The sequence below is a fragment of the Winogradskyella ouciana genome (assembly GCF_965284585.1).
Lineage (GTDB): Bacteria > Bacteroidota > Bacteroidia > Flavobacteriales > Flavobacteriaceae > Winogradskyella > Winogradskyella ouciana.
The window spans coordinates 1428565-1451565 of sequence record NZ_OZ260095.1 but is presented as its reverse complement, the minus strand read 5'-3'; the positions used below and the strand labels follow the sequence as shown (position 1 = coordinate 1451565).

Annotated in this window: 16 protein-coding genes; 7 read left to right on the top strand and 9 right to left on the bottom strand. The window is 35.0% G+C overall.

Annotated features, from left to right (window positions below; genetic code table 11):
• Positions 1 to 6: 6 nt before the first annotated feature.
• Complete coding sequence (locus ACQ65V_RS06400) at positions 7 to 2634, bottom strand: T9SS-dependent M36 family metallopeptidase (protein ID WP_155088817.1); 2628 nt, start codon at positions 2632 to 2634, stop codon at positions 7 to 9.
• Between the two features lie 242 nt (positions 2635 to 2876).
• Between ACQ65V_RS06400 and ACQ65V_RS06395 the strand changes: the two genes are divergently transcribed.
• Positions 2877 to 4652, top strand: a complete 1776-nt coding sequence (locus ACQ65V_RS06395) for a 1-deoxy-D-xylulose-5-phosphate synthase (RefSeq protein WP_430467305.1) — start codon at positions 2877 to 2879, stop codon at positions 4650 to 4652.
• Here the strand turns inward: ACQ65V_RS06395 and ACQ65V_RS06390 are convergent.
• Positions 4626 to 4796, bottom strand: coding sequence for a hypothetical protein (locus tag ACQ65V_RS06390; protein ID WP_273290543.1), 171 nt, complete (start codon positions 4794 to 4796; stop codon positions 4626 to 4628). The genes ACQ65V_RS06395 and ACQ65V_RS06390 overlap by 27 nt on opposite strands.
• 247 nt (positions 4797 to 5043) lie before the next feature.
• On the bottom strand, positions 5044 to 6384 hold the full coding sequence (locus ACQ65V_RS06385; protein WP_430467304.1) for a deoxyguanosinetriphosphate triphosphohydrolase: 1341 nt from the start codon (positions 6382 to 6384) through the stop codon (positions 5044 to 5046).
• Between the two features lie 250 nt (positions 6385 to 6634).
• Here ACQ65V_RS06385 and ACQ65V_RS06380 point away from each other — a divergent pair, with 250 nt between their 5' ends.
• On the top strand, positions 6635 to 7906 hold the full coding sequence (locus ACQ65V_RS06380) for a hypothetical protein (RefSeq protein ID WP_430467303.1): 1272 nt from the start codon (positions 6635 to 6637) through the stop codon (positions 7904 to 7906).
• A gap of 67 nt (positions 7907 to 7973) precedes the next feature.
• Positions 7974 to 10808 (top strand): TonB-dependent receptor domain-containing protein, encoded by a 2835-nt coding sequence (locus ACQ65V_RS06375; protein WP_430467302.1) that lies wholly within the window; start codon positions 7974 to 7976, stop codon positions 10806 to 10808.
• Between the two features lie 87 nt (positions 10809 to 10895).
• Here the strand turns inward: ACQ65V_RS06375 and ACQ65V_RS06370 are convergent, their stop codons facing one another.
• A complete protein-coding gene (locus ACQ65V_RS06370) occupies positions 10896 to 11255 on the bottom strand; it encodes a nicotinic acid mononucleotide adenyltransferase (RefSeq protein ID WP_155088829.1) in 360 nt (119 codons plus the stop codon).
• A 401-nt stretch (positions 11256 to 11656) separates the two neighbouring features.
• Here ACQ65V_RS06370 and ACQ65V_RS06365 point away from each other — a divergent pair, with 401 nt between their 5' ends.
• On the top strand, positions 11657 to 12862 hold the full coding sequence (locus tag ACQ65V_RS06365; protein WP_273290535.1) for a porin: 1206 nt from the start codon (positions 11657 to 11659) through the stop codon (positions 12860 to 12862).
• A gap of 79 nt (positions 12863 to 12941) precedes the next feature.
• Positions 12942 to 15245 carry an inorganic phosphate transporter gene (locus tag ACQ65V_RS06360; RefSeq protein WP_273290533.1) on the top strand — a complete coding sequence of 768 codons (2304 nt, stop codon included), beginning with the start codon at positions 12942 to 12944 and terminating at the stop codon, positions 15243 to 15245.
• A 54-nt stretch (positions 15246 to 15299) separates the two neighbouring features.
• Here ACQ65V_RS06360 and chrA read toward each other — a convergent pair whose 3' ends face one another.
• Positions 15300 to 16427 carry a chromate efflux transporter gene (chrA, locus tag ACQ65V_RS06355; protein WP_430467301.1) on the bottom strand — a complete coding sequence of 376 codons (1128 nt, stop codon included), beginning with the start codon at positions 16425 to 16427 and terminating at the stop codon, positions 15300 to 15302.
• Between the two features lie 197 nt (positions 16428 to 16624).
• Here chrA and ACQ65V_RS06350 point away from each other — a divergent pair, with 197 nt between their 5' ends.
• Positions 16625 to 17476 (top strand): OmpA/MotB family protein, encoded by an 852-nt coding sequence (locus ACQ65V_RS06350; protein WP_155088836.1) that lies wholly within the window; start codon positions 16625 to 16627, stop codon positions 17474 to 17476.
• An 81-nt stretch (positions 17477 to 17557) separates the two neighbouring features.
• Here ACQ65V_RS06350 and ACQ65V_RS06345 read toward each other — a convergent pair whose 3' ends face one another.
• Both ACQ65V_RS06345 and ACQ65V_RS06340 read right to left on the bottom strand, forming a co-directional pair.
• Positions 17558 to 18316 carry a CPBP family glutamic-type intramembrane protease gene (locus ACQ65V_RS06345; RefSeq protein ID WP_430467300.1) on the bottom strand — a complete coding sequence of 253 codons (759 nt, stop codon included), beginning with the start codon at positions 18314 to 18316 and terminating at the stop codon, positions 17558 to 17560.
• Between the two features lie 17 nt (positions 18317 to 18333).
• A complete protein-coding gene (locus tag ACQ65V_RS06340; RefSeq protein ID WP_430467299.1) occupies positions 18334 to 18903 on the bottom strand; it encodes a hypothetical protein in 570 nt (189 codons plus the stop codon).
• Positions 18904 to 18919: 16 nt separating this feature from the next.
• Here ACQ65V_RS06340 and ACQ65V_RS06335 point away from each other — a divergent pair, with 16 nt between their 5' ends.
• Positions 18920 to 19642 (top strand): DUF6503 family protein, encoded by a 723-nt coding sequence (locus tag ACQ65V_RS06335; RefSeq protein WP_430467298.1) that lies wholly within the window; start codon positions 18920 to 18922, stop codon positions 19640 to 19642.
• A gap of 181 nt (positions 19643 to 19823) precedes the next feature.
• Here the strand turns inward: ACQ65V_RS06335 and ACQ65V_RS06330 are convergent, their stop codons facing one another.
• Positions 19824 to 21623 (bottom strand): ribonucleoside-diphosphate reductase subunit alpha, encoded by a 1800-nt coding sequence (locus ACQ65V_RS06330; protein WP_430467297.1) that lies wholly within the window; start codon positions 21621 to 21623, stop codon positions 19824 to 19826.
• A 6-nt stretch (positions 21624 to 21629) separates the two neighbouring features.
• Entirely contained in the window at positions 21630 to 22919 is a 1290-nt protein-coding gene (locus tag ACQ65V_RS06325) for a ribonucleotide-diphosphate reductase subunit beta (protein ID WP_273290521.1), read from the bottom strand.
• Positions 22920 to 23001 lie beyond the last annotated feature (82 nt).

Sequence of the window (23001 nt, the reverse complement as noted above, 5' to 3'; positions counted from 1 at the left end):
CTAATGTTAGTTTTTCACAATTTTTTCTACAAAATTAAAGTTCTCTCCAGTAATTGACAGTATATATATACCATCTTGAAGATTCCCTGTGCTTATTGAAACCGTGTCAAAAAGCTCTTTCTTTATAGTTAACACCGCTCTTCCATTTAAATCGGTAAGCTTTATTGTAACATTACCTAAACCGGTTTTTGTAGAAATTGAAATTTTATCATTTGTTGGATTAGGATATACTTGTAAGGTGTTTGCAGAAAACTCTTCTACACTAAGACTTGTACAATTTGCTAAAGAAGCATCTGAATTTGGTGGCATACTAAAGTCTTCTACCTGATCTGACCTTGAAGTTGACAGCCCTTGAGAGGCATTAAATCCAAGTCCACGTCTGGCAAAAACTTCCCATATCATACATTGATCTGCACCACCCATCGCTGTATCAGCCGCAAGTAACGCATCTCTACCATCTATAAAGCCAGGTTCACAAGGTTGAAGTTTTAAACCATCCAATACAAGTTGCATCACTTTATTGTTTCCGCCATTTCCATTATACAAATCTGGATCAAAGCCATATTTGTCTACATAAGCCCACGTTAAGTCCCAAAGTACAGTTGCCCATACAAAACCTACACCATGTGGTACTGATAAACCAGGGTTATTAGTGTCTCCGTACGTAAAATTATTTACTGCAAAATCTGGACTATAGCGCGCTGGTCTAATACCTCCACCTGTTGTTGGTTGGCTTACAGCAAAAGTCCCTATTCCTCTAGCGTCGTCTTCAGTATCTGTAGGGTACATTGTAACCATAAGTCCAAACCAGTCAGACCATCCTTCTCCCATTTGTTCTTCATTAAAAAGGCATCCCGCTGCAGCTGGTCCGCCAGTTAATCTGGTAGAGATTCCATGCCCATACTCATGTGCTACAATTCCATTATCAAAATCACCATCAATATCAAAAGGACCGTTATTAACCAATGTCGCTGATAAAGTTTGCCCTCCAATTAAAGCAGAAATAATAGCTTCCCCATCGCTTTGATTAACCATAATTGAAGGAATAGTAACTTGATTTCCAACAGCTCCAGGACCCATCGTTATAGTTGCTCCAGCTTCATTATTTACAATTATTGCTGCAATTGCTCCTGCATTTTCAACGGCACGTACCTTAAACCCAAATTCACAAGTTCCTCTGCGTATTACAGCGATACTTCCATTTAAAGCACCAGTATTAATAAGTGTTTCACAAGCATCGTTAGCATCTGGTGTTCCATCTATTGCCAACGTTAAATTTGATGTTATCGGAGTTGTAGATAAAGCATCACCAAAAGTAGCTTCACTCCCATTATAATCACCTGCTACAGTACCATTATTTATAGTTAAAGGTTCGTTAAGTGGGCCAGCTGGAGTCCACAAAAACATGGTCATATTTGGATTTTGACCATCTGGTGGAGTTCCAAAAGTGGCATTGTTTTGTCCGCTACCATCTTGGGCATCTGCATTAACATAATCTCCACTGGCACCTAAAGTTGTATAATTTGTTTCTTGAAAATTCCCGGCTGCTTCGTCAAAACCATAGTGATACCAAATATCATGCATCATGTTATTTGTATAGAACAAATTGGTAATAGATACATCTTCATAGCCTGCTGGCGGTTGATTAATATCTAACGGAAAATCAAAGTTTAATGCGCTGGTACCATCAGGAGAAAAACCTACAGTAAAAGGTAGCCCGTCTCTATCTTCTTGCGCCCAAACATTATTACCTCTGGTAATTGTGTGATCTGCACCTAAAACTCCATCATCATCATGCCATCCAAAAGGAGACGCCAATATACTTGCCGGATCTGTAACAACTTGCCTAGGTCCATGATTTGGGCTTTCTGCCGGAAGTGCAAAAACGTTATATCTTGAGCCATCCACTAAAATTGATGGTGAAGGCACATTAACCTTATTGAAAAAATCAATAGATTCTGACATCTTCTCGTGTGTATGCGGTCTTTCAAAATTACAGCTCAGTACAAGATTGTCAACTTCAATTATTTCATTTGTTGTCGCATCGATTCTTGCACTATACCAATGCGTATTATCATTTGCATAAATGATGACATCCCAAGCTAGTTTTAACTGATCTTCAACATTAACGTATACCAACTCGGCAGAGATATCTCTTGTAGAAATGTTTCCATTAGAAAATGTATACGCATTGCCATCTTTAGATAATTGAACAAGATTCTGCGGAGTTCCTAACTGAAAATGATTAGCTAAACCTTCTATTGCAGAAGCTGGTGTTTGTGATGCTGTGCTTGTATTAATCTTGTTTGAAATATCCTTAAAAAATCTATTAGAAAAATAAAATACTTCACCATTTTTAATCGCGACACCAGAAATTGCATTAGAAATTCTAATATTTTGATAAGCCTGGTTTATATATACGTGTGTTATTTCCGTACCTACAGAAAAATATTCGTTATTAATAACAAGGTCAGCATAATCTTCACTTTGCAAACCAAATTTTGATTGGTTATTTTTTAGATAGTCATTAATTAAAGCTTCATAATTAGAACTAGGCTCGTTACTTTGACCAAACACAAAGGAAACAGATACTATTAAGCATAATAGTACCAGGGATAGGTAATTTTTTTTCATAGCAAATATGTAATGGTTAGACTGTAAGTCGGAGAAATTTCTCTTACCATACAGAATTATTTTTATTTCGCCAAAAGTAAGGAATCATTAAGGATATATAAAAAAATTGTTTTAGTGACTTCATATTTTGCTAATCATATGAGATATTATTGCATTTTTCTAAAAACTATTTTTACACTATAACATTCTAATCAGGTAAACTTTAAAATTATTTAGCTAATAAAATCTCGTATTTTTGTTTGGTGCAAGAATCACTTTTAGAACATATCACCCTACCTAAAGATTTACGTCAACTTAAACGAGATGCTCTACCTCAACTTGCTCAAGAATTACGTGACTTTATCATCAATATCGTAGCTACTAAAGAAGGCCATTTGGGTGCGAGTTTAGGAGTTGTTGAGTTAACCATTGCTTTGCATTATGTCTTTAAAACACCAGAGGATGTGTTGATTTGGGACGTAGGCCATCAAGCCTATGTGCACAAAATACTCACTGGTAGAAAAGAAATTTTTGATACCAACCGACAACTCAACGGTATTAGTGGATTTCCTAAACGCAGCGAGAGTGCGTATGATGCTTTTGGAGTTGGTCATTCTTCAACCTCGATTTCTGCAGCTCTAGGTATGGCAATTGCTTCGCAAATTAAAGGCGATGACAAACATCATATCGCTGTTATAGGAGATGCATCAATAGCAAGCGGAATGGCTTTTGAAGGCCTTAATCATGCTGGCGTCACCGATGCCAACCTGTTAGTTATTTTAAATGATAATGCCATTGGTATTGATCCAAGTGTTGGAGCTTTAAAACAATATTTAACCAACGTTAAAAAAGGCACCGAAAAACAAGACAATATTTTTGAAGCTTTAAACTTTGATTACTCTGGCCCAATTGATGGACACGATTTACCTCTTCTACTTTCTGAATTAGAGCGTTTAAAATCCGTAAAAGGACCAAAATTTTTGCATGTTATTACTACGAAAGGCAAAGGTTTAAAACAAGCTGAATTAGATCAGGTAAAATACCATGCACCTGGTAAATTCAATGCCAAAACTGGTGAGATTCATCCTAAATCCAACACCAATGAACAGCCACCAAAGTATCAAGATGTGTTTGGTGAAACGATTGTTGAACTTGCTTTAAAAAACAAAAACATCATAGGTATTACACCAGCCATGCCAACTGGGAGTTCATTAAAATATATGATGGATAAAATCCCTGAGCGCGCTTTTGACGTTGGTATTGCAGAGCAGCACGCCGTGACCTTAGCTGCAGGTATGGCCACTCAAGGTATCATTCCGTTTTGTAATATCTATTCAACGTTTTTGCAACGTGCATACGACCAGGTAATCCATGATGTGGCCTTGCAGAAACTTCCTGTTATTTTTTGTTTGGATAGAGCTGGTTTGGTTGGAGAAGATGGAGCGACACATCACGGAGTTTTTGATTTGGCTTACTTAAACTGCATCCCAAATCTGGTGATTTTTGCACCCAGAGACGCTATTGCTTTAAGAAATATAATGTACACGGCTCAATTGGGTATCGATTTTCCATTAGCCATAAGATATCCCAGAGGAAGAGGTCACCTTCTGGAGTGGAGAAAACCTTTTGAAACTTTAGAAATAGGTAAAGGTGTTTGTCTAAAAAAAGGGAAGAAACTTGCAATACTCTCTATTGGAACAATGGCGAAAGTTGTAGAAGATGCTACAATTGATTTAGATGTGTCACATTACGACATGCAATTTGTTAAACCTCTGGATGAAGACTTATTACATGAAATTTTTGAACAATATGAATCGATAGTAACTATTGAAGATGGTACTATAGTCGGTGGATTTGGCAGTTCAGTTTTGACATTTGCAAACGCTAATAGTTATAAACTACCAATAACTGTATTAGGCGTAGAAGATAAATTTGTTGAGCATGGCTCTGTAACCCAATTATTTGAAATTCAAGAATTGGATATTGAGTCTGTAAAGAAGAAGGTTACGGAGTTACTCTTCTTCCTCAATAACAGCTAAATCTGTTTGCTCTGCACTCTGCTCTACATGAGCAGTCTCTTCTAAAACAGGTTCTTCTTGAGTATTAGAAATATCATCTAACATCAATAGGCAAGTCAATACAACCATGAAAATGACCAAGCCTCCAAGTATATTATTTCTCATAAGTAGGTAATTTGATGAGGGCTGATTATTAATGAAGTTATTCAAACCATTTCTTTTGGCTGCAAATTTATCTTGTTTTGCCTTGATTTCAGCTTTTTTTCATACCATAGCTAAGGCTATGCTATTAAAAAAAGTTTCATCAAAATAAAAAATCTATAATTTTCGCTACAAAACAAATAGTTCAAATCACTTCAGTAAATAAACACAATATATCGTTAAAAAACAAATTTATTCGATGAAATACATACTATAAAATATTCCCCTTCAATTTTTGATGCAATAACATGGCATTTGTGTCAGACAGTTTTGAGACGTACAAACAGATATTTAAAAGATTATCATAAAGGGATTCCTCTCCAAGTTTAACAGTTTCTGGAAGAAGGTTTAACAGTAGTTTGTCATAATTAGATAATCTGCCTTCATAATAATTGAAAGCCAACTTACCATAAGCGTTCAATAATTGATTCAAAATTTCATAACCCGCGATTTCCTTATTGATGACCTCTTTAGAGCGATATACATTTTTTACACTCAGGTCAATTATATCCTTAATCTGAGCTTTATATTGACTAACGTCTAAAAGTGCTGTTTCAAATTGACCATTTAAAATGGCTTCTTCATTTTTCATGAAAATTGACACTGCTTCATCAATCAACGTATTTATGGCCAATGCCCTTAGATAACTCACACGGTCTTCAGTAGTTTTTAAAGCATTATAATTCTCGGTTATTATTTTACCTTTTACTAGTTTAATTAAATATTCCAGCGCATAATCCTCTTCAATCAATCCAAGATTAATACCATCTTCAAAATCAATAATCGTGTAGCAAATGTCATCAGCCGCTTCAACCAAATAAGCTAATGGATGTCTATTGTAATTGAGGTGATTGTCACTTCTTTTTATAAGACCCAACTCAGAAGCTACGTCTTTAAACATATCCTTATCACTCTGAAAAAAACCATATTTTTTATCTACTATATGATGGCTTGGTTTCTTTGGCAATGATTCTTTTGGGTATTTTATAAACGCTCCCAATGTGGCGTAGCTTAATCGCAATCCACCTGCTCGTCCTGCTCTACTTTCGGTTAAGATTTTAAAACCGTTGGCATTACCTTCAAAATCACAAAGGTCTTGATATTCTTTATCCGTTAAGCTATCTTTAAATTGAGATCCATCACCATTTTTAAAATAAGATCCAATGGCTTTTTCACCTGAATGACCAAACGGAGGATTACCAATATCATGTGCTAAAGCAGCAGCAGCAACTATAGCACCAAAATCGTTCATTCTGTAACCATGGATATTTTGAAGATGTGGATGCTTTTCCAATAGAAGTTTACCCACTCTACGTCCAAGGGATCTTCCTACAACACTTACTTCTAAGCTATGGGTTAATCTTGTATGTACAAAATCTGTCTTAGATAATGGAACAACCTGTGTTTTATCCTGTAACCCTCTAAATTCAGATGAAAATATAATACGGTCATAATCCACCTCAAAGCCCAAGCGTGTCTCATCTTGTTCTTTTCTCAGCCTTTTATTTGTGTCACCAAAACGTTTTAAGGATAGTAATTGCTCCCAGTTCATAAGCTCAAAATTAAAATATGCAAGATAGATAAATTGCCAGAGAATTGATTGTAAAAAGCTTAGTTAGATTTAGTAGATCTCAATGTTACCAAATTGTTTCTTTAACATCATTTCCCTTAATACAGAGCTAACACTAAACTAACCATTTAATTACAAATCTTTAATTTTTGATTAACCTGCAAACCATCTTATCCCTCTTTCTTTGCATCACAATAAAAAACCAAAAATTGTTTATTAAAATTTAAACTCAATGAAAAAATTACTTTTAATCGCGATAGTAGCTTCTACACTAGTACTTACTGGTTGTTTTAAGGATGATGATACGCCTATTATTATCGAAGAAACTACAATAATCAATAACGGAAACGGAAACAATGGTGAGGATTGCCCAATTGTTCCCGTTACAGGTGCAATTACAGAAAGCACTACATGGACATCTGATAACATTTATCAGTTAAACCAAAAAGTTGTAGTAAGTGCAGGTGTTACTCTAACGATAAATCCGGGTACTATAATAAAAGGCTCTGCTGGAACAGGTTCTTTAGCTTCTGCTTTAATAGTTGCAAGGGATGGTACTTTAAATGCTGAAGGTACTGCAGACCAACCAATCATATTCACTTCTACTAGTGATAATATTACTTGTGGGGAAACTGCTGGTACAAACTTAGACCAAGACGACAGAGGTCTTTGGGGAGGCTTAATCATATTAGGAAATGCTCCTTGTTCTTTTTCTGGAGATATAATAGAAGCTCAAATTGAAGGTATACCTGCTGATGATTCATTTGGTCTTTATGGTGGTTCTGATCCGGATGATAGCTCAGGAAGTTTAAGATATATTTCTATTCGTCATGGTGGAGCTTTAATTGGTGAGGGCAACGAAATTAATGGATTAACACTTGGTGGTGTCGGTGCTGGGACAACTATAGATAATATTGAAGTTGTTGCAAATGTAGATGATGGTATTGAATTCTTTGGAGGTACTGTTAATGCATCAAACTTATTAGTATGGGCTCAAGGTGATGATGCTTTAGATATTGATCAAGCCTATTCAGGGACTATTGACAATGCAGTTGTTGTTTTAGGTGATATTTCTGACCACGCTTTAGAAATTGATGGTCCTGAAGGTACAGCATCTGGTTCATTTACTTTAACCAACGCTACTTTAATTGGTAACTCAGTTACATCTAATGGAGAGTATGCTGATTTTAGAAGTAATGCACAAGGGCATACAGAAAATATTTACGCGTATGGCTTTAAAGATTCATCTGATGTTGAGTTAGACAACGACGGAGTTGCTACAAATTACAACAACGGAGATCTAACATTTGGAGCATGGGAAATAGTGTTACCAACTGGTGTCGCTGATGTTAATGATATTTTTGTTAACAAAGCTGAAAATGTAATGGTGACTGGCTTTGGCTCTACAGCAACAGCAGTTACCGAAGGCGCTCAAACAGTCGGAGCTTTAACTTCAAACCTAAGCTGGACATACGCAAATATAGCTGGCGAATTAGGCTTTTAAAAAAATCACATTTAAATACTTAAACCCATCATTTACCAGGTAGATGATGGGTTATATCAAATTATATATGAAAAATATTCAGAAAGTTCTACCTTTTGTTTTCTTTCTAATTACTTCCCTTGTTTTTTCACAAGGAAAATTAACTGGTACGGTCATAGATGGTGAGTTTAACGAGCCTTTGGCATTTGCAAATATTGTGGTAAAAGGCACAAGCAAAGGTGCCAGTGCAGATTTTGATGGAAAATATGAGCTAGAAATAGAAGAAGGAACTTATACTATCGTATTTTCATTTGTGGGTTATGTTACAAAGGAAATAACTGATGTAGTTATTAAAGAAGGTGAGGACGTAACCTTAGATGTGGTTTTGGAAACTAATTCTTTGGACACCGTTGTAATTACTACATCCACAAAACGTAATACAGAAAACGCCGTTCTTAATATTCAGAAAAAATCCGTTGTAGTGTTAGATGGGTTATCTGCTCAGGCCATTAAGAGCTCTGGTGCAAGTAATGTGGCTAGTGCTGTAAAAAGTGTTCCTGGTGTTTCTATACAAGATGGAAAATATGTTTTTGTACGTGGTCTTGGAGACAGATACACAAAGTCTATATTAAATGGTATTGATATTCCCGGTTTAGATCCCGACAGAAATACAATCCAAATGGATTTATTCCCTACCAATATTTTAGATAATGTTATTGTATTAAAATCGGCATCAGCTGAATATCCTGCTGATTTTACTGGTGGAATTGTAGATATCGTTACAAAAGATTTTCCTAGTAGAGCTGAATACTCTTTATCATTAGGCTCTGGTTACAATCCAGATATGCACTTTAATGACAATTATTTAACGTCAGATGGAAGTGATACTGATTTTTTAGGTTTTGATGATGGCACAAGGGACTTACCGATACACAGATATCAACCTATTCCAAGTACTTCAGAGAACAGATTGCTCTTAACAGCACTTACGGATAGATTTCAAAAAGAACTTGCTGCAAAGCAACAGACTAGCGGAATGAACTTTGATTTGGGTTTCACTCTAGGCAATCAATACGATGTTGGAGAGGATAAGTTGGGTTACTTAGCTTCGTTTTCTTACAAAAATGAAACGACGTTTTACGAGAACAGAGTGGATGGAGCTTTTATTAGAAACCCACAAGATCGTTCCCAAAACGAACTCATTGCAGCTCTAGATTCTCAAGGCTCTGAAGGTATCAATAATGTTATAATGAATGGTATGCTAGGCTTAGCGTACAAAACAGATAAGTCTAAATTTAAGGTTAATCTATTGCATATTCAAAATGGAGAATCCACTGCGGGCTTTTTTGACCAGATTATATCACAAGATGGTACAGGTGGCGCATTAGAACCATTGACCAAAAACTCTATAACCTATACTGAACGCTCTATTACAAACCTATTACTAACTGGTAAGCATAGGTTGAACAGTAATGAGGATGAAAATGCATTTAATCTTGAGTGGAAACTGTCACCAACATTTTCTAAGGTTATGGATAAAGGACATCGTATTACGCCTTTACAACAGGCCGATAATGGAGATTCATTTTTGTCGCCTTCAGCTTCTACTTTGCCAATCCAACTATGGAGAAATTTGCTTGAAGAGTCTTGGGCAGGTAAAGTTGATTTGGACAAAACTGTTGAAATGTTCGGAAGACCTGCAAAACTAAAATTTGGTGGTGCTTTTACTTATAAGTTTAGGGATTTTAGCATTGATGATTATACTTTTAATATTAGAGGCGACCAAGCTTTTATTGCCAATGGAGATGTTGACAATTTATTAGACTCTGATAATATCTGGAATCCAACAAGCGATGCCGGAACTTACCTGGTCTCTATTGATACATTTAACCCAATTGATGCCTATGAGGGAGAGCAACATATTGCAGCAACTTATTTTTCTGCCGAATTTAATTTAAGTGAAAAATTAAAAACTGTATTGGGTCTAAGAGCTGAGCTTTTTAATTCATTTTATACAGGGACGCCAGACAATTCAATTTTCTTCAATAGAACGCCTATTTTAGATGAGTTTGATTTATTTCCTTCAGCAAATTTAATTTACACGTTAAATGACGACACTAATTTAAGAGCTTCATACTCAAGAACGACGGCAAGACCATCATTTAAAGAAGCTTCTGAGGCCAATATATTTGATCCTATTACCAATCGTTTATTCATAGGTGATTTGGATTTACAACCAACGTATGTCAATAACTTTGATGTAAGATACGAGCATTTTGGTGACAATGGACAAATGTTTGCAGTAAGTGGTTTTTATAAGGATTTTACAGACCCAATTGAGCAGCGATTTTTTCTTGGTGCATCTACACAGTTAACAGTAGATAATTTAGGTAATGCTGTTGTCTATGGTGCAGAATTAGAAATGCGCCAACGCTTAGGGTTCATCACTGAAGCTTTAGACAACTTAAAGTTAACTGCTAACTTCTCATTAATTAAATCTCAACTGACAATGTCACAAGAGGAATTTGATGGAAGACAAGCAGGTGCAAGGGATGGGGAAACTATAGATAGAGAAAGAGATTTACAAGGTCAAGCACCATATTTAATTAATGTTGGTCTGGACTATAACTACTCCGATATAGGTTTGCAAACTGGTCTTTTTTATAATGTACAAGGAAAAACATTAGAAGTTGTTGGTATCAACCAAACACCAGATGTATATACCAAACCATTTCACAGTTTAAACTTCACCATCAATAAGTCTTTTGGAGAATCAAAAAATTCTTCTGTAGATTTAAAAGTTTCAAACATACTAAATAGTAACAGGTTAAGCGAATTCGAATCTTTTGGCGCACAAGATCAAACCTTTACTTTAAGAGAGCCTGGTACTGAAATATCATTAGGTTACACTTTTAAGTTCTAAAGATCAGATAACGGTTACTAATTGAGTTATAAAAACAAGAAAGGCTTTCTGATGCAGAAAGCCTTTTTTGTTAGTGTAGTTTCATACTTATTTATTGTTAATAGCAACTTTTGTTTTGTTATCCCATTGGTTAACATTGACAATTCTTGAGTCAATATAATCGACTTCCTTTAAAGAATCATCTTGCCAAAAGAACCATTTCCCAACTTTCTTCCCATTGTCATAAGACCCGAGAGCAATTTTCTTTCCAGTTACATCATACATCTTCCATTCACCATGCACATTACCTTCAGCATTAAACATTCCTTTCTGACTAATTTCTCCATTATCGTGATAATAGGTAATCAAGGTAACATCACCTTTCTTTTCTAATTTAGGTTCCTTTTTATCTTGAGCGTACGTAAAACCTACGCACAACATCACGAGTATTATTACTATCTTTTTCATGTTACTTTGGGCTATGTTAATTAAACGTTACTCAAAGATAACTAGTTTTTTACAATAAATCAACATTTACATAACATTAAATTAACATTAGAGTTTTATATAATTGATATTCAGTTATTTATATAAATATTGTCTTAAGGTTATGTTCTTAATAATTAAATAATATTAGCTTTACAATTGAGTCATTTTTGGTTCTCATATTTGTAGCGTTGTTATACAACATTTTTAGTATTTCATAACTTTTATTAGTTTTTGTCGACTAAAATTATGAATTCTAATGAGGCTGTTTATTAATTTAAGCAGCCTTTTTTTGTCAAAAATATGTGATTAAATTAATAATTAGGAAACATTTACTTAACATTAGAGTTGGTTATTTGCAGCGACAAAAACTAATAACTATAATGAAATTTAAAATCACTTTAGGAGCAATTCTATTATTCGCTCTAAACATAACCACTGCACAAGAAATCAGTGACACTTCCTTTGGTAAAGGCTTAATTAATTTTGTTGCAAAAGACAGTTCCTTTAGCGTGAAATTTGCCCCTCGATTTCAAGTTAGAACTATCTCTGCTTGGGATCATAATGGGAGTCAATATGGCAGCCCAGAACACAATTTTATAGTTCGTCGTGCAAGACTAAAATTTGATGGTTTCGCATACAGTCCAAAACTTAAATACAAAATAGAGCTAGGCTTATCCAATAGAGATATCTCTGGTGCTAATCAATTTAACAGAAATACACCTCGTTACATCTTGGATGCCGTTATTATGTGGAATTTTGCTGGCAATTGGGAATTGTGGGCAGGACAAACAAAACTTCCTGGTAACGTAGAGCGTGTTGTTTCTTCAGGGAATCTTCAATTGGTAGATCGTTCTCTATTAAATAGTAGGTTTAATATTGACCGTGACTTGGGTATTCAATTACGACACAAAACAAATTTGGGAGGTGATTTTTTAATGCGTGAAAAGCTTTCAGTTTCACAAGGTGAAGGACGTAATGTCACTGAAGGCAATGAAGGTGGTTTACAATATACCGCTCGTTTAGAGTTCTTACCATTTGGAACTTTTAAATCTAAAGGTGATTACAGCCAATCTGATTTAAAGCGCGAAGAAAAACCAAAATTAATGGTTGGTTTTACCTATAATTTCAATCAAGATGCCGTTAGGGAAAGAGGATTTGCTGGTGATTATATGATAAGAACCGATGGTACTATTTACGAAACTGACCAAACCACAATTTTTGCTGATGCCATGTTTAAGTACAATGGCTTCTCATTTATGGGTGAATATGCGAAACGAACAGCAGACGATGAAATCGCAACCGAAGCAGATGGTGTTACTCCCACAGGCGACATCGTCTTAACAGGAAATGCCTTAAATTTACAAGCCGGATATTTATTTAAGAGCAACTATGAAGTAGCAGCAAGATTTACAACTTTAGATTTTGAAGCAGTAACCAATGCACTACCAACGAAACAATATACGTTAGGAGCCTCAAAATATTTGGTTGGTCATAAATTAAAAGTTCAATCTGATATAAGTTATACAACAGTAGATGGTAACGAAGATGGCATTAGATTTAGACTTGGATTTGATATTCACTTTTAATCAATATAAAAATAACATTTAGGTAACGTTGTACTTAAATTCTATAAAGATATTTGCAAACTTATTTTAACTAAAAATTATGGATAATATTTATTTATTAATGCTAATTGCCATAACTACACTAGCTGTATTCGATATTATAGTTGGCGTGAGTAATGATGCCATTAATTTCCTAAACTCTGCTATTGGTTCTAAGGCCATTTCCCTACGAACTATAATGATTGTAGCAAGTTTAGGTATTTTCATCGGAGCGGTGTTCTCTAGTGGTATGATGGAAGTAGCCAGAAAAGGGATTTTTGTTCCAGCACAATTTGAGTTTGGGGAGATTATGCTCATTTTTATGGCTGTAATGATTACTGATATTTTGTTATTGGATTTTTTCAATACGCTTGGACTTCCTACCTCAACAACAGTTTCTATAGTTTTTAATTTATTAGGAGCAGCAGTTGTAATGTCACTATTAAAAATAAATCAGTCAGAGACTGAAACTTTAGCGGATTTAACCAATTATATTAATACCTCTAAAGCCTTAGAAATAATCTCTGGTATATTGCTATCAGTTGTTATTGCATTTTCTGTTGGTGCATTGGTGCAATGGGTATCACGACTTATTTTCACTTTTAATTATGAGAAAAAAGTAAAGAGTTTTGGGATGATTTTTGGTGGTGTAGCCTTAACCGCTATAACGTATTTCATTTTCTTAAAAGGACTCAAAGGAACTCCATATTATAGTGACTTAAAAGGTATTGTAGAAGGTAATGAAGTTTATATTATTCTTGGAAGCTTCGCCTTTTGGACACTATTTTCTTTCATATTTGAAAAACTGACCAAGAAGACCGTTTTACTGGTTGTAATTGCAATAGGTACTTTTGGTTTGGCTCTAGCCTTTTCTGGTAACGATTTAGTTAACTTTATTGGTGTCCCTATGGCGGCATACCACTCTTATGAAGCTTGGGTTGCTGGGGGAATGGATGTCTCTATGTCTATGGCTGTTTTAGAGAAAAAGGTACCTGCAGAGCCTTTATTACTATTTATTGCTGGTGCCATCATGGTATTAACGTTATGGTTCTCTAAAAAAGCGAAAACCGTAGCAGAGACCGAAATTAGTTTATCACGCCAAGGTGAAACTCACGAGAAGTTTGAACCAAATGCACTGTCTAGATCTGTCGTTAAATTCACAACACAATTGTCTAATTACTATAGTGCTGTGATGCCTAAAGCTTTTAGAATAAGCATTGGCAGAAGCTTTGAAAAACCAAATGTATTAATCACAAAGGACCAAAGTATTGATGCTCCTGCATTTGATATGATTAGAGCTTCGGTTAACTTAATGGTCGCCGGTGTGTTGATTGCTATTGCCACATCCATGAAATTACCTTTATCTACCACTTATGTAACATTTATGGTGGCTATGGGTACATCTTTAGCTGACAGAGCTTGGGGAAGAGAAAGTGCTGTATATCGTGTTGCTGGTGTATTAAACGTTATTGGTGGATGGTTTGGTACCGCTATTGGTGCATTCGTAGCAGCAGGAACTGTAGTGTTCTTAATTAATTGGAACCCATCGGTAATGATTCCAATTCTATTATTAATTACTGTGGTTTTATTATACAGAAACTATAAAGCCCATAAAGAAAGTTCTAACAAGATCGTTGAGGAAGACAGCCTAAAACAAACAGGCAGTAGATCTGTTCAAGGAGTTATTCATGAAAGCGCAGGAAACATTTCTAATGTTGTAAAACGCGGAAACAAGATCTACACCAATGCTGTGAACGGTTTAGCTAAGCAAGATTTAGGGTTATTAAAGAAGAATAAAAAACAGATTGACAAATTGTCTAAAGAGGTAGATAATCTTCGTGATAACATTTTCTACTTTATTAAAAACCTAGATGATTCAAGTATACAGGCAAGTAGTTTCTATATCAACATATTGGGCTATTTAGAAGATATGACGCAATCACTTGAGTATATTTCTAAAGTAAGTCACAAGCACGTTAACAATAATCATAAAAAGCTTAAATTTAGCCAAATAAAAGAGCTTAAAGAGGTTGATGACGCTATGGAAATGATGTTCAGTGATACAAAAGCTGCATTTGATTCGCGTTCGTTTGAGCAAATAGAAATGATCATTAATCGCAAAAGAGAAGTTCTAGATTTAGTAACTGATAAGATAGTAAAGCAAGTAGCGCGTACGCGCACTGAAGAATCTAGTCCAAAAAATACAACGCTTTATTTTGGACTGTTACTAGAAACAAAAGACTTACTTAATGCTACTATAAATCTATTAGAAGAGTATTACGATTCTTTTGATAGCTCAATTGAGCCTGCAACTATTAATGTTGTAGATGAAATTGTTGAAGACAACGGGTCTTCTAAAGAATAACAGTTTATTATACCTCTAATTTTTATAAGCCAGCATTTATTAATGCTGGCTTTTTTATGTTGTAATTGATAACAAAACGAATCCCAAGACTGCTCCAATTACAATCGTCCATATAGTACTGACCTTTGTTTTAAAGGTTAAGAAAACAGCGATTAAAGAAATAACAATACCTTGCCACTCCACTAAAGTATCTTTTGCCATAATTATAAGTACGGCTAGCATTACGGCTACCGCAGCTACATTTACAGAATCCAAAAAATATCTTAGAATCTTTGATTTTTGCATTCTTGGTATAAAAGGGTTTAGTATGAGAACAAAAAGGAAGGAAGGTAAAAATATACCTGCTGTGGCTACCAATGCTCCTGTAAACCCTGAAAGCTGATAACCAATAAACGTTGACGTAGATAGTACTGGCCCTGGTGTAAATTGCCCTATAGCAATTGCATCTATTAATTCTGCTCTTGTCATTAAGCCACGTGTAACCAATTCTGCATCTAAATATGCGAAAAGGACATAACCACTACCATAGAGAATGGCGCCTACTTTAAGAAATATTAAAAACAGTTTTAAGGTAGTAACTTTTGCTATCGTTGTATTAAACCCTAAAAATAAAATCAACGGAGAAATAGAATTTAGGTTAGAAACTGTTTTAGATTTTATATAAAAGTACAGCATGCCCAAAACGCCTGCCGCCAATAATGCGACAACTTCATTTACACCAAATATGCTCACGACTAAAACCAACACACCAATTATAATAAGTTCAGTGCTTTTTATGGCTTTCTTACCTAATTTTAAAATGGCACTTGCAATAATTGCTAATACTGCTGGCTTTATACCATAAATGAATGGTTCTACCTCTGGGAGTTGGCCATATTTTACATACAAATATGCCAACAATGCAGTAATAAAAGTGGCCGGAAAAATAAAGGCTATGCCGGCAACAAACAATCCTACTTTACCTGCTCTTTCATACCCACAATGCATGGTCATCTCAGTTGAGTTAGGTCCTGGAATTAAGTTGGTCGTTCCTATTAAATCCAGAAAATAATCTCGTGTCATCCATTTACGCTTTTCAATGATTTCATCTTCCATCATGGCAATATGAGCGGCTGGTCCACCAAATGCAAAACATCCAAGTTTAAAAAACACTAATGCAACTTCCTTTAATTTAGAATTCATTTTAATGTATTATTCGGTTGTATATAAAATTGTAAATCTACTTTAACTTAAAATAATAAAGTGGATAAAAGCCTTAAAATCATTAAAGCTTTTAACCATTTGAGTTAAACAATACTTTAAATAAATCACAAACAAAACATCCATCGTATTATTTTTAACGTATATCATTTTGTAACAAACTAATTTAAAACATAAACATGAAAAAAATTTCAATTCTTTTATTAACAACGATTCTTTTGAGTTCTTGTGTTTCAAAAAAGAAATATATGGCATTAGAGCAAGAGAATGGTGAGATTAAAAGTGAACTGGCGAAAACAAGAGTAGAAAAAGAAGACCTAGAAGACAAGTTTGCTAAAATTCAAGCGCGTGTTGATAGATACAATGAAAAAATCAACACCTTAAATGAAGATGTTGAAGGTCTTAAAATAGAAAACGATATTAAATTAGATGTTAACGCAGACGGAACTGTAATGTCTAATGAGAGTAAGCGTAAAATGATGGCGACATTAGAAAATGTTGATCCTGCAAAATTAGCTGAAGCTAAAACTTTAAAAGATTCCATGAACTTAGCGGTTCAGTACAATCTTTCAAAGACTATGGATACATCAGACTTAAATGAAGATGAGGACATTGCAGTAAATATTAATGAAACTGTGGTTATGATTTCAATTTCTGATAAGATGTTGTTTAACACAGGTAGCTACAGAATTAGCAATAAAGCCAATAATATCCTTCAGAAATTAGCAGATGTTATCAATTCTGAAGAAAGTATTGATGTTATGGTAGAAGGACATACAGACTCTAGAACCATTAATACTGAAAAAATCGCAGATAACTGGGATTTAAGTGTATTGAGAGCTACATCTGTAGTTAGAAAATTACAAAACAAATATGGCGTAGCACCAGAAAAGATGATTGCATCAGGTCGCAGTAGCTACCAACCTTTAGTTGAGAATGACTCGAGAGAAAATCGTTCTAAAAACAGAAGAACTCGCATTATCTTAATGCCAAATATTGACAAGTTTTTTGCTTTAATGGAAGCAAATTAAGATATAGGTTTTATTAACTTATAATAAAGCACCCTCCCGTACAGTTCGGCATTGGGTGCTTTTCGTTTTTATACGATTTGTTTACAGCTCTAGTAATGTAGAATTGTAGGTATAATAATCTATCATTATTATGATGAAATTGTGGATAAAGTGGATGACGATCCCATACCACAATGTATTGTACTTACTTCTTATATATCCCAAGATTAAACCAAAAGGTAAAATCCAGATTAGGGATATAAACGAAAAATGGACCAAAGCAAAAATGAATGCAGTTGCTATGATGGTTACTTTTTCGCTTACTAATTTTTGTAATTGATTAAACAAAAAACCTCTAAATGCCAATTCTTCAAAAATTGGTGGTAGTATAGCTGTAAATAGTATAGCCCAAAACAAAGGATGATCTAAAAAGGTATAACCTCCATAGTAATTATCTTCAAACGATTCAAACAAATGTGTGTTCGCATATTCTACGGTGAAGTACACTGTGAATGCCGAAAAAATTGGAAAGACAACAGAGAATGTGACTATTTTCCAATCAATTTTGGGCAGTTTGTATAGCTTTAAAATAGCTTTGTAGTCTAATGCCGAAAACCCCAAAACCAATAACGCAAAGATGCTCTCTATAATTATTTCGACTTTTAAACTAAATGGATATTGCTCATACAGAAAATAAGCAGCTACAGCAAAGAGCAAGAAGATGACATAGAACGCTAAAATAATATTAAGGGAGGTCGTTCTTGTCCCAACTTTAGATTTGAGAAGTGATTGACCACAATTGGTACAGAACTTTACCTCTTCAAGAAATACTGTTTTACAGCTAGAACAACTTTTATCCATACTAAAACCCTATTCCTTTATTTTTTTATTGACGAGGCAGAATATACTCCCGCTCCTAGATAAGCAATAATGAATATCTTAAAAATAAGACCTCTAAAAAGTGTTGAAGGCTCAAAAATTGCTGAGATAATAATTGTTGTTAAGTAAAGTAAAAGCCCTAATAATATTGCTACAAGAGGTTTCTTCGATGTCCAAGAGCCTAAGGCCAAATAAATAATACCAACGATAACATTGCTTATTAACAGTGCTATATCCTGATCATTAAAAAAACTGACAACGCCAAATAGAATAATAATTCCTGCCATAACGTAAAGCACATTTCTTGCCGATCTTATTTTTTTACCCGCATCCATATTCTGGTTTTTTTTCATCGCATTTCTCGCATGGAATTTTGCGACATCGCTATCGGTACCATTTTCTGGAAAGCCACATTCTGGGCAATAAATATTTTCGGTCTGCATTGGAGTTTTGCAAATAGAGCAGCTCGATTCGCTAACTTCTAGTATGGTCATATCTTCCATATTTGGAGCGTGTTTTTTTGGTTGAAGCATCCAATATAGAAAAAAAGCCAGTACTTTAGTAAACATCAAACAAATTATCGATATGATAAGAAAAATCTTCGTTGCACTTCTTTTTTGTGCTTCAATTGGCGCAAATGCTCAAGACCTATCTGCAGAACAGTTATTGGAAAACACCATTGCCTATCACGACCCAAATAACAATTGGGAAACTTTTACTGACGAATTTACAGTAGTGATGACTACACCAAATGCATCAAAAAGAACGAGCAAAATTAAGATTGATTTACCAGCTGAGTATTTTAACGTTATTGCGACAAGAGACACTGTAACTACTCAATATACCATTGAAAAAGAGAAATGTACAATGGTTTATAACGGCAAAGTTTTAGACAGCATAAAAGCAAAGGACAAAAATATGTCTTGTAATAGAGCCAACTTATATAAAAACTACTACACCTATTTGTACGGTTTACCAATGAAGCTTAATGATCCTGGTACCAACCTCAGCCAAAAAATTGAAAAGAAAACCTTTAAAGGTAAAGACTATCTAGTTTTAAAAGTGACTTATGATGAAGCTGTAGGTAGTGATGTTTGGTACTTTTATTTCAATCCCAAAACTTACGCCATGGAAGTCTATCAGTTTTTTAAAACAGATGAGAATGGCAAAGAGCAACCTGACACTGGCGAATATATTTTACTGTCGGAAGAAACTATTGTTAATGGCATTAAAATGCCAAAAGTGAGGGCTTGGTATTATAACAAGGATGGTAAGTATTTAGTGACGGATACTTTGGTTGACAAATAGAGGTTACTATCTCTTTTTATGTCTTTTGTCATTCTGAACTTGTTTCAGAATCTAAAATATGATATTCAAGATGCTGAAACGAGTTCAGCATGACAACTAATTATATTTTAGTTAAACTAAAAAAAGCATCCCTTTACAGAGATGCTTCTTATCATTATAAATTGAGGCTTTTTAAAGGATTTTACCCTTCGCAACTAGCACATTCTTTCTTTTGTTTAAATTTCTGTGCTGCGTTCATACTGTGCTGGTAATACAATGACTTTACTCCTAGTTGCCAAGCCGTAACATAAATTTTGTTGATGTCCTTCACTGGCATATCTGGATGAACCATAATATTTAAGGATTGTCCCTGGTCGATATGGTTCTGTCTGTTTGCCGCTTGATAAATGATGGTCATTTGGTCAATTTCAGAATAGGTTTTAAACACATCTTTTTCAAGTTCTGTAAGTCCTTCTAAATGTTGTACCGAGCCATCGTAGTCACGGATGCTTTTCCAGATTTCTGGTGTATCCATTCCTTTTTCTTTTAAAAGTGCTTTTAAGAACGGATTCTTAATCGTTGTTTTAATTTTAGCAATATCCTTAACATAGCTATTAGACCAAATTGGCTCTATACCTTGTGATACTTGTCCTAAGATAAATGCAGACGATGTTGTTGGCGCTACAGCATTTAATGTAGCATTACGTCTTCCGTAGCCTTTTAATACTTCTGGCTCACCAAATAACTCTGCCAATTCTTCAGAAGCTTTAACCGACTTCGCTTTAATGGTCTTAAAGATTTCACTGTTAAGGTTAAATGCTTCAGCGCTATCAAATGGTAACATCTTAGACTGAAGTAACGAGTGCCAACCTAAAGCTCCCATTCCCAATGCTCTGTTTTCTTTAGCAAAGTTGTAAGCTTTCTCCATAAACATGAACGTTTGTCTATCATCTCTATCTGGTGAATCTCTATAGACTTCGAGCTTGGTTACAAATTCTTCTAACACGGCATCCAAGAAATAGATCATCGTTTCTACAGCATCTGTGTTCTTCCACTTATCGTAATGCAACAAGTTTATTGAAGACAGTACGCAAACAAAAGACCATCTGTCATTGGTTGGTAACATAATCTCAGAGCACAAGTTACTTGCGTAGATTTCGTGCTTATTTTCTTGATAACACTCAGGTGCAGTGTTATTAGCATTGTCCTTAAAGAAGATATATGGATACCCTATTTCTCCTCTTCGTTGTAATACTTTTGCCCAAATGGCCCTTTTTTCAGTATCACCATCAATCATTTCTTGCATCCACTCATTACCAACAGTAACACCGTGTGTTAGCTCTTGTATTGGATTACCTTCTGTACCGATTTCTAAAAATTCGTGTATATCATTATGTTCAATTGGTAGATATGGGGAAAAACGACCACGTCTTACTGAGCCTTGGCTCACAACGTCAACCATTTTTTCAAACAATTGCATAATGTGTACAGCTCCTGATGATTCACCGTTGTTTTTTACTGGTGCACCTCTATGGCGAAGCTTACCGAAATAACCCGAAGTACCTCCACCTAGTTTAGACATCATGCCTACTTCTGACTGCGTGTAAAGGATATCTCCCATATCATCAGAAATATGCGAACCGAAACAACTGATTGGTAAACCACGTTTTTTACCAAAATTAGACCACACAGGTGATGCCAGAGAGTAAAACCCTTCTGCCATATAGCCATAGAACTTATCTGCAAAACCATCAATTTTTAAGATGCGCTCTGCGTTATCTGCTATTTCTCTTATTCTTGCTTCTGGTGTTGTACCTTCTGTAAGGTAACCCGATGACAAAAATTTGCGACTATGGTCTGTTAACCATTTTATTTCTGGCTCAGATTTAGCCTCCTTAATGGCTTCTTTTCTAGCTTTTAGTAGTTCTTCGTGAGGTAAGGTTTTAGTAGCTTGAGGATTCTCTACGTTGTTGTCAATTTTTAGTTTAGTGTTGTCGTTCATGGTTAATTAAAATAAGTCGTCGCTGGTTATACTTTTAGTTCTTTTGCTATAGTTGATAGAGCGTTTCACAAAGAAATCACCGTGTTTAGTACCAATGATTTCATCGTCAAACCATTCGGTTTGCTCTAGTAAGCTTTCATCGATATCGAATACTTTATCGATGCCAATACTTTCGAGGGAATTATTAAATCTTTGCTTAATAAATTCATTGATCACATTCTTTGGAAGGAAATCCAATTCACCTGCTTCAAAAATCCAATCGATGATTCTGCTTTCAGATTCAAAAGCTTCTTCACACATTACCTTTACAATGGTGTTGTGCTCTTCTCCAAACCAAGTTGGGTTTTCGTCTTTTATAATTCTTATGACATCAATCCCAAAATCTCCGTGAATTTGTTCTTCTTTAGACGTTGCTTCCACAACATTAGAGATACCCTTAAGCATATTCTTGTGCTTGTTAAAAGCCATTATGATTAGAAATTGAGAGAACAACGATACGTGCTCTATAAACAGAGAGAACAGTAAAATAGATTCCGCATACTCTTTGTTATCTTCACTTTTTGCATTTTTTAACGCCGTTTCCAGATAATGCACACGTCGCATTATTACAGGATTTTTCTTTAGTCTCTTAAATTCATTATTAAGTCCAAGAATTTCTAGTAAATGAGAATACGCATCATGATGACGCACTTCACTTTCTGCAAACGTTGCTCCTACAGACCCAATCTCTGGTTTTGGCATCTTTTGGTAAATATCTCCCCAAAATGTTTTTACCGCAACTTCGATTTGCGAAATGGCAAGCATGGTATTTTTTATAGCATTCTGCTCTACAACAGTAAGCCTTGTTTTAAAATCTTGTATATCGCTCGTAAAATTAAACTCTGAATGAATCCAGTATGAGTGTCTAATCGCATCCACGTATTCGTTAAGTGCCGGATACTCATAAGGCTTTAAATTGATACGCTTTTCAAAAATATTGGTCTTTCTGTTTCTGGCTTGCTCGTCTCTGTAAAGGATATACGCCTTTGCAACATCCAAAAACTGACTGTCCATTAATTTAACCTCTACGAGATCTTGTACCTCCTCAACAGTTGGGACATAGTTTTGGTCATCTGCTCTTCGCTCCAATAAAGCCTCAAAAACTTTTGCCGCTATTCCTTTTGCATCTTCCTTGGTACCATTGCCAACAGACATCATAGCTTTTTCGACAGCGTTAGAAATTTTATTTAAAACAAATGGAGTTGTTTCGTAATCCCTTTTAATAATTTCTGTGATTTCTAGTTGTTTGGTTTCCATGGTTTTTGTTAATTTTTGAAGCTAACAGTCCTAGGGAGTAAAAGTGCGAATACTCCGAATTCAATTAGCAAATGCCGTAAAT

Bases quoted from the DNA above. Each gene is read 5' to 3' on its own strand.
- ACQ65V_RS06400 (WP_155088817.1), bottom strand. From the start codon at position 2,634: ATGAAAAAAAATTACCTATCCCTGGTACTATTATGCTTAATAGTATCT.
- ACQ65V_RS06390 (WP_273290543.1), bottom strand. From the start codon at position 4,796: ATGAGAAATAATATACTTGGAGGCTTGGTCATTTTCATGGTTGTATTG.
- ACQ65V_RS06385 (WP_430467304.1), bottom strand. From the start codon at position 6,384: ATGAACTGGGAGCAATTACTATCCTTAAAACGTTTTGGTGACACAAAT.
- ACQ65V_RS06380 (WP_430467303.1), top strand. From the start codon at position 6,635: ATGAAAAAATTACTTTTAATCGCGATAGTAGCTTCTACACTAGTACTT.
- ACQ65V_RS06375 (WP_430467302.1), top strand. From the start codon at position 7,974: ATGAAAAATATTCAGAAAGTTCTACCTTTTGTTTTCTTTCTAATTACT.
- ACQ65V_RS06370 (WP_155088829.1), bottom strand. From the start codon at position 11,255: ATGAAAAAGATAGTAATAATACTCGTGATGTTGTGCGTAGGTTTTACG.
- ACQ65V_RS06365 (WP_273290535.1), top strand. From the start codon at position 11,657: ATGAAATTTAAAATCACTTTAGGAGCAATTCTATTATTCGCTCTAAAC.
- ACQ65V_RS06360 (WP_273290533.1), top strand. From the start codon at position 12,942: ATGGATAATATTTATTTATTAATGCTAATTGCCATAACTACACTAGCT.
- chrA (WP_430467301.1), bottom strand. From the start codon at position 16,427: ATGAATTCTAAATTAAAGGAAGTTGCATTAGTGTTTTTTAAACTTGGA.
- ACQ65V_RS06350 (WP_155088836.1), top strand. From the start codon at position 16,625: ATGAAAAAAATTTCAATTCTTTTATTAACAACGATTCTTTTGAGTTCT.
- ACQ65V_RS06345 (WP_430467300.1), bottom strand. From the start codon at position 18,316: ATGGATAAAAGTTGTTCTAGCTGTAAAACAGTATTTCTTGAAGAGGTA.
- ACQ65V_RS06340 (WP_430467299.1), bottom strand. From the start codon at position 18,903: ATGTTTACTAAAGTACTGGCTTTTTTTCTATATTGGATGCTTCAACCA.
- ACQ65V_RS06335 (WP_430467298.1), top strand. From the start codon at position 18,920: ATGATAAGAAAAATCTTCGTTGCACTTCTTTTTTGTGCTTCAATTGGC.
- ACQ65V_RS06330 (WP_430467297.1), bottom strand. From the start codon at position 21,623: ATGAACGACAACACTAAACTAAAAATTGACAACAACGTAGAGAATCCT.
- ACQ65V_RS06325 (WP_273290521.1), bottom strand. From the start codon at position 22,919: ATGGAAACCAAACAACTAGAAATCACAGAAATTATTAAAAGGGATTAC.